The following is a 6,819-nucleotide window of genomic DNA, read 5'->3' as shown; positions in this document are numbered from 1 at the left end:
ACGTCCACGCACTTGCCGCCAGGGCCGGTGATCGTCTGGCCGGTCGCGGAACCGCCGCCGCCCCCGGAGCCGGGTCCCTTGTTGTACACGGCCACCGAGTCGATGACCAGCTTGCCGCCGGAGACCGTGGCCGCGTTCGGGCCACCGCCGAAGGCGTCAGGGAAGCCGCCGCCGATCGCCAGGTCGTAGATGATGAAGAACGGGTGGTCGATCGCGTTGGACCAGGTTGCCGCGTCCACCTGGTTGGCGTTGACGGTGTAGAAGTTGTTCCCGTCGAGGTAGAACCGGATCTGCTCCGGCGAGGTCGAGCGGTCGATCTCCGCCGCGTAGTCGTGGAAGCCGGACTGGCAGCCAGGACAGCCGCGCTCGCCCGATCCGATGCCGGTCGGCTCGTTGCACGGCCCGCCCGGGCTCACTCCGCAGTGGATGGTGCTGAAGTCGGAACTGCGGCCGTTGATGTCCTCCATGATGTCGATCTCACCGGACGTCGGCCAGGTCACACCGGCGCGCAGCGGTGCGCCGAGCATCCAGAACGCCGGCCAGTAGCCCGCACCGTTGGCGGTGCTGACGTTGGGCTGCTGGAGGACGGACTCGATGCGTACGACGCCGCCCGCCGGGGCGCCGAAGGTCGCCGCCTGGGTCTCCACCCGCCCGGAGGTCCACCCGCCCCGCGGGTCGGAACCGGAGTGCTGGGCCTGGAGCACCAGGTGGCCCTGGCCGTCGTAGTAGACGTTCGACGTGCTGGTGGTCATGGTCTCGATCTCACCGGTGCCGAAGTTGCTGCCCGGCCCGGTGTCGTACTTCCACAGGCCCTGGTCGATGCCGGTGCCGGACGCACCGTTGAAGTCGTCGCTCCAGGTGAGCGTGAAGCCCGACGGGGCCGGGGGCACCGCCGCCTCGGCGTTCAGCGTCACGACGGCGGTGGCCGCCACCGTGACCACGACGACGGGAAGCAGGATGAGCGCTCTCTTCCAGCCGCCGCGCCGCGGCCTTGCAAACGTCAAGCGCATATGTCTGACCTCCGGGGAAAAGGCGTGATGTCGCGTGAGCGTTACGCCGCCTCTGGCGGGACGCGCAGGATCATGGTGCTGACGGACGTCAGCCCGTTCCGCGGGGCAGGCATCCTGAGAATGTCATGTACACAGCTTGTCGATCAGTCCGGCGTTCGACAAGACGGCCGACGCGTTCATCCTCCCGGAGCACCACAGGTCCCGGCGCACCGGGCAGGTCCGCCACGGAAGTCCCGCGTCCCGCTGAGGTTGACCCTCGACCTGGTCGAGAGCCGAGAGTTCCGGGTGTGGAGAGCGAGATGCGCAGCATCGGGGAGATGGCCAGGAGCAGCGGGCTGAGCGTCAGCGCGCTGCGGTTCTACGACGGTGCGGGCGTGCTGGTACCGGCGCGGGTGGATCCGGTGAACGGGTACCGCTGGTACGGCCCCGAGCAGGTGGACGAGGCCCGGTTGCTGGCACGGCTGCGGCGGGCCGGTATGCCGCTGGCGGACATCCGGCTGGTGCTGGCCGGCTGGTCCAGTACGGACAGCGAGCTGGTACGCCGGCTGCTCCAGACGCATCTGCGCCGCCTTGAACGCGGTCTGTCCGATGCCCGCATGGAGTTCTCCACGGTCCGAGCGCTACTCGATCACCGGGAGAATCCCATGGCCCCGCCCCGCACCGCGACCATCCGCTTCACTGTCGGCGCGCCCGAACTGGCCGCCGCCCTGGACGCGGTCCGGTTCGCCGCCAGTACCGATCCGGAGCTGCCGATGCTCGGCGGTGTCCTCCTCGACGTCGAGGGCGGGTCGCTCCACGCCGTCGCCACCGACCGGTACCGGATGGCGGTCGCACACGTCGGCGGCAGCGGTGACGCCGCCCCGCGTGCGCAGATCACCGTGCCGTCCGCGCTGGCCGACGCGATGCGCGCGCTGCTGAGGGACGGGGGATCCGCTCAACTCAGCGTGGCGGGGAACCACGTGGCCCTGGAGACGGGGGCCCGGCAGGCAGCCGGCCAGTGCCTCGATCACGACTTCCCCGACTACCGCCGGCTTGTCCGCCTGCCGGCGGGGACACGTGCCCTCATCGACGTCCCGGCCTTCCGGGCGGCAGTGGCGACCGGCCCCGTCCGTACCGCGGAGACGCCCGAGCCGGGCGCCGCCCCCTCCCGGCTCAGCGTGCTCAAGGTGGCCGGGGACGGTACGGTCGCCGTCTGCGCCGACGGTGACGACGACCCGGACAGCGTCGCCGTCAACCGCGAATTCCTGCTGGACGCCCTGGCTGCCGGAGCCCGGGACCAGCTGATCCTGGAGTTCGGCGCCCCCACCGCGCCGATGGCGATTCGCCGCACCGACACCGAGGACACCTTCTCGCTCCTGATGCCGGTCCGCCTGGACACGTAGCGCAGGCCCATCGACCCCGCGATACCGCACCCCGTCCAGCCCGCCCGCCCGTCCGCACCGGGCGGGCGGGCGGACGGGCGGACCGGGATGTCAGTGCACCTGGACGCTGCGGCTCGCGGTGGCCGGGGCGTACTGGGTGTCTCCGGCGTAGGAGACGGTGAAGGTGGTCGGCTTCGTCAGCCGGGGGCTGACCAGCGCGGCATTGCCGTGGCTGTCGACCGTGCCCGTGCCGATCTGGGTCCGCGTCCCGTTGGCGGGGGTCGCGGAGAAGGTCACGGTGCGACCGGCGAAGGCCGTGCCGAGGTGGGCGGTGACCGTGGCCGTGCTGTTGCGGGTGTAACTGGAGGCGTTGGTGGTCACGGACAGCGGCGTCACCAGACCCGTGACGTTCACGATCGCTGTGGCCTGCGTGGCGACGACCTCCGCGCTGCCGCCGTAGCTGAACGTATAGGTGTGGCTGCCCCGCGAGTCGGGGGTGGTGGGGAAGGTGAAGGTGCCGTCGGGCTGGACCGCCGCGCTGTACTGCGCTCCCGTGTACGGCGACTCGTCCTCGACGGTCACCGCCGGGACGCCGTACTGGCCGGTGTCCGCCGGCGGTGCGGGAGTGAGCCGGCCGGTGAAGGTGAGCGGCTTTCCGACGGTTCCGGTCGTCGGGGCGTTCGACAGCGCCAGTGTCGGCGCGTACGGGACGAAGATGCTCACGTCCCCGGAACTGCCGGTCAGCCAGGACGTCCCGGCGAAGGAAACGGTGTAGGTGAACCGCCCCGGGGCGCCGGGCGAATCGGTGATCGTGAAGGTGCCGTTGAAGTCGTCCTGGGGGGTCACCGGAACGGACGGCAGCTGCGTGGACTGCCGAGTGTCCTCGTTGACGCGGGTGACGTCGATCCTGAGCCCGGCGGGGACGGCCGCCAGCTTGTTCTGGACACCCATGATGCCGCTGAGCACCACGGAGTCGGCGGTCGCCGAGGTCGGCTCGGCCCAGACGGTGGTGCTCAGCGCCGCGACGTCCGCCCCGAGGCTCGTGGCGGAGGCCCGGTGGGTCCGGTCGCCGGCGTACGACAACCCGTAGTCGTGGTGACCGGCGCTCTCGTGTACGTCGCTGAAGCTGAACGATCCGTCCGGTGCGAGGGGGGCGTCGGCCAGGGCCGCGCCGTCCTCGGTCACCTGCACCGTCTCGCCGGCCGGGAAGGCGGATTGCGCGGCGACCTTGCCCGAGACCGTGTAGGGCAGGGTCGGCGCCGCATACCCCGAGGTGATCGAGGCGGAGAGCTGCGTGTCCGTCAGGTGCGCCTCGGGGAGACGCAGCAGGCTGTATCCGTTCGTGCTGTTCCCGACGACGGCGTACAGGCCCACACCGTCGGCGCCCCATGCCAGGCCGTCACGGGCCAGGCGTGCGGTACCCAGGTCGAACTTGTTCATGGCCGTGGTGGTGCCGGGCGCGTAGACGAATACGTCATTGCCGCTCGCGCCGCCGTTGCCGGTGGCCACCGTGCCGTCCGCGGCGATATCGACCGCGTTCGGGCCCGTACCGGTGAAGTAGACGCTCGGAGTGGCGGAGTTCAGGTCCGCGGTGCGGAACGCCTGGAGGGAACTCGCGGTCGGTCCCGTGAGCAGCAGGGTGCTGCCGTCGGGGGTGAGGTCGAACTCGCCCGCGCCGGCGGTGAGGCCGAAGTCCGCCTGCGGTGCGGCGCCCGAGGACGTGACGTGGAAGGTGGCCGCGTGGACGGAGTTCCCGGACGGAGTCTCCGCGGCCAACTCCTCGCCCTTCGCGGTGAGCAGGGGCGCGTGCGCCCAGGTGCCCATGCCGGACCGGGGCTCGGCGACCGGCGCGGCTGCCGACAGGTCGACGGTCCCGATGCCGCCCTGGCCGCCGGCGGTCGTGTATCCGTACCAGACACCGCTTCCTGCGACGGCCACGGAGACCGGGGCGCTGCCGGTGCCGGTGCCGAAGCGCCGGGTCTCGGTGAGCGTCACCGGGTCGATGGCGGAGATCGCGTCGCCGCCCGAGAGGGCGGCGTAGAGGGCGCTGCCGTCCGCCGAGAGCGTCAGGCCTGCGGCGCCGGGCTGGTCGGGGATCGTCCGGGGGTCGCCGCCGGACAGGTCGGTGACCAGGATGCTTGTGCTGCCGGGGCCGCCGCTGATGAACAGCTCCTGGTGGACGGGGTCGACCAGCAGGTGCGCGTACTGGCTGATCGGCAGTGCGACCGAGGTCTCGGCTGCGTCCGCCGGAGCGGCGGACAGAACGGCGGAGCTCAGAGTTCCGGCCACGAGTGACGTGGCCGCAGCGAGGGTGATGCGCCTGTAACGCATGTAACTCCTGAGAGAGAGCATCGATCTGGTGTTCGAATTCTATGCTGTGTGTCCGGTCGTGATCAATGGGCCATCCGGGTGGACCTTCTCCGGTCGGACACATCGTGCCGGTCGCGGCGATGGGGCCGCCTCGCGTGGCGGGCCACCTCCTGCGGCTTTGCCGAGGCTTTGCAATCCGCTCCGCCGCGGCCTCGTCTTCTCAGTCGATCCGCACTCAGCTCGCGCACGACAGCGCGGGCGGACCGACGAAAGAGAGCGATTCATGCGCCGAACTGTCCTGAGCGCCGTGGCACTCGCGTGCACCGCCGTGCTGGCGGCCACCGTGCCCGCGTTCGCCGACGGGGCGTCCCCGACCCCCACTCCGACCGTCGTACAGACCGCGTCGGCCGCACCTTCGGACGCGGCGCCGGCCGCGGCGCCGACCGCGGCGCCCGCACCGCCCCGGACGGGGCGGCCGGGCCAGGTCTCCGCCGTGCCGAAGGGAGCGCCGGACACCGGCGTGGTGCCGGTGGCGTCGCACAGCGGAGCCGGCGGCGGGCTGATCGGCGGGGGCGCCGCCGCGGTGCTCGCGCTCGGCGGCGGGGCGGTCCTCCTCGTACGCCGCCGGCGGGCGACCGGGGCGTGACCCCGCTCTCCAGGCGCGCTCTCGCCGCGGCGGTGACAGCCTCGCTGCTCACGGCCTGCGGCGGCCACCGGGCGGGCCGTACCGCCGGGCCCGGACTCCCCACGACCGGGCCGCCGTCGTCGCGGCCCGCCGCGAAGGCGGTACGCGCGCCGGGGCGTTCGGTCCCGGTCCGGCTGGAGGTCCCGGCCATCGGGGTCGACACCCCGGTCATGGAGCTGGGGCTGGCCCCCGACGGCAGCGTGCAGGTCCCGCCGATCACCGCGCACGACCTCGCGGGCTGGTACCGGGACTCGCCGACGCCGGGTCAGACCGGTCCTTCGGTGATCCTCGCCCATGTCACCGTCGGCGCTTACGGGGACGGGGTCTTCCGCCACCTCGCGCGGCTGCACCCGGGCGACCGGATCGTGGCGCACCTGAAGAACGGCACGGCACCGCAGTTCGCCGTCACCGACGTCCGCACGGTCGCCAAGGCGGACTTCCCGACGAGCGCGGTCTACGGGGACGTGGACCGTCCCGAGCTGCGGCTGATCACGTGCGGCGGCCCGCGTACCGGTGACGGCTACCTCGACAACGTGATCGTCTTCGCCGCGCTGACCCGGGCGGGCTCCTGACGCCTCCCGCCCGGGGCCCCGGGCCGCCGGACACCGTACGCCGGCGGCCCGGGGCAGTCCCCCCGCACGGGCCACCCCGTGTGCGACCAGTGCCACCACGACATGGAGAGTGTTGAAACGGTCCCGCGAGAAGGCAGCGTCCGAGCTGTTCGCCGCCTTCTACCCCCGCCTTGCCGGCTGGTGCCGCCGCCTGGTCGACGACGACGAGACGGCCCACGAGATCGCCTCGGAGGCGTTCACCAGGCTCTGGGCCCGCTGGACGGCCGTGGCGGAGCCGCGCGGATTCCTCTACGTCACCGCGACCAACCTCGTCCGCGACCACTGGCGCAAGCTGGAGCGCGAGCGGCGGGCCGTCCGCCGGGCCACCGCGGAAGCCGCGGTCCGGCCGGCGGCCGAGCAGGCCGACCCGTCGTTGCGCCTGCTCGTGCAGTCGCTGCCCGAACGCCTGCGGGTGCCGATCCTGCTGCACTACTACGCTGACCTCCCGATCCGGGAGATATCCCTGCTCACCGGCCGGAGGGAGGGGACCGTGATGTCCGACCTCCACGCGGCCAGGGAACTGCTCCGGGCCCATCTGAGGAGAAGCCTTGATCACACAGTCTGACGACGGTCAGGACTTCGACCCCGACGACCCCCTCACCGTCATCCTGCGGCCCGCCCCCGACCACCTCGGCCTGCCCCCGGGCCGCTACGAGAGGATCCGCCGCGGCGCGGCCCGCCGCCGGATGCTGCGTGTCGCTGTCGGGGTCGGCCTGTCCTGCGCTGCCGCCGCCCTCGTCGCGGTGCCGCTGCGCCTGGCGGGCCACGAGTCGCCCGCCTCCCCGGTGGTCCCGCTCGGTCCACCGCCCCTGAGCAGTCCTTCGACCGGTTCCCCCCGGACC

At 72.5% G+C, this 6,819-nt stretch carries 6 protein-coding genes and 1 pseudogene; 5 read left to right on the top strand and 2 right to left on the bottom strand.

Translation table 11 applies throughout. The annotated features are described in order from the left end of the window. A partial coding sequence (locus V7E46_RS06375) for a glycoside hydrolase family 16 protein (RefSeq protein WP_333767487.1) occupies positions 1–1,010 on the bottom strand: 1,010 nt, incomplete at its 3' end. Positions 1,011–1,309: 299 nt separating this feature from the next. Between V7E46_RS06375 and V7E46_RS06370 the strand changes: the two genes are divergently transcribed. Further along, positions 1,310–2,392, top strand: a complete 1,083-nt coding sequence (locus tag V7E46_RS06370; protein ID WP_333767486.1) for a DNA polymerase III subunit beta family protein — start codon at positions 1,310–1,312, stop codon at positions 2,390–2,392. Positions 2,393–2,482: 90 nt separating this feature from the next. On the opposite strand, the gene V7E46_RS06365 is transcribed toward V7E46_RS06370, so the two are convergent. Next, entirely contained in the window at positions 2,483–4,702 is a 2,220-nt protein-coding gene (locus tag V7E46_RS06365) for a YncE family protein (RefSeq protein WP_333767485.1), read from the bottom strand. Positions 4,703–4,964: 262 nt separating this feature from the next. Here V7E46_RS06365 and V7E46_RS06360 point away from each other — a divergent pair, with 262 nt between their 5' ends. From V7E46_RS06360 to V7E46_RS06345, 4 genes and pseudogenes are all read left to right on the top strand, one after another. Then, positions 4,965–5,327 (top strand): sortase-dependent protein, encoded by a 363-nt coding sequence (locus tag V7E46_RS06360; RefSeq protein WP_333767484.1) that lies wholly within the window; start codon positions 4,965–4,967, stop codon positions 5,325–5,327. After that, positions 5,324–5,938: a class F sortase gene (locus V7E46_RS06355; protein ID WP_333767483.1), complete on the top strand. Its 615-nt coding sequence runs from the start codon at positions 5,324–5,326 to the stop codon at positions 5,936–5,938. Before V7E46_RS06360 ends, V7E46_RS06355 begins: the two co-directional genes overlap by 4 nt. Positions 5,939–6,050: 112 nt before the next feature. Beyond that, a complete protein-coding gene (locus tag V7E46_RS06350; protein WP_329177423.1) occupies positions 6,051–6,542 on the top strand; it encodes an RNA polymerase sigma factor in 492 nt (163 codons plus the stop codon). Continuing rightward, positions 6,526–6,819 (top strand): annotated as a pseudogene (locus tag V7E46_RS06345) (hypothetical protein); the annotation flags it as partial. The gene V7E46_RS06350 and the pseudogene V7E46_RS06345, both read left to right, overlap by 17 nt.

Origin of the sequence: Streptomyces sp. IBSBF 2435 (genome assembly GCF_036815005.1) — a bacterium.
GTDB lineage: Bacteria > Actinomycetota > Actinomycetes > Streptomycetales > Streptomycetaceae > Actinacidiphila.
The sequence above is the reverse complement of the archived record's forward strand: the minus strand, read 5'-3'. Positions and strand labels throughout refer to the sequence as shown.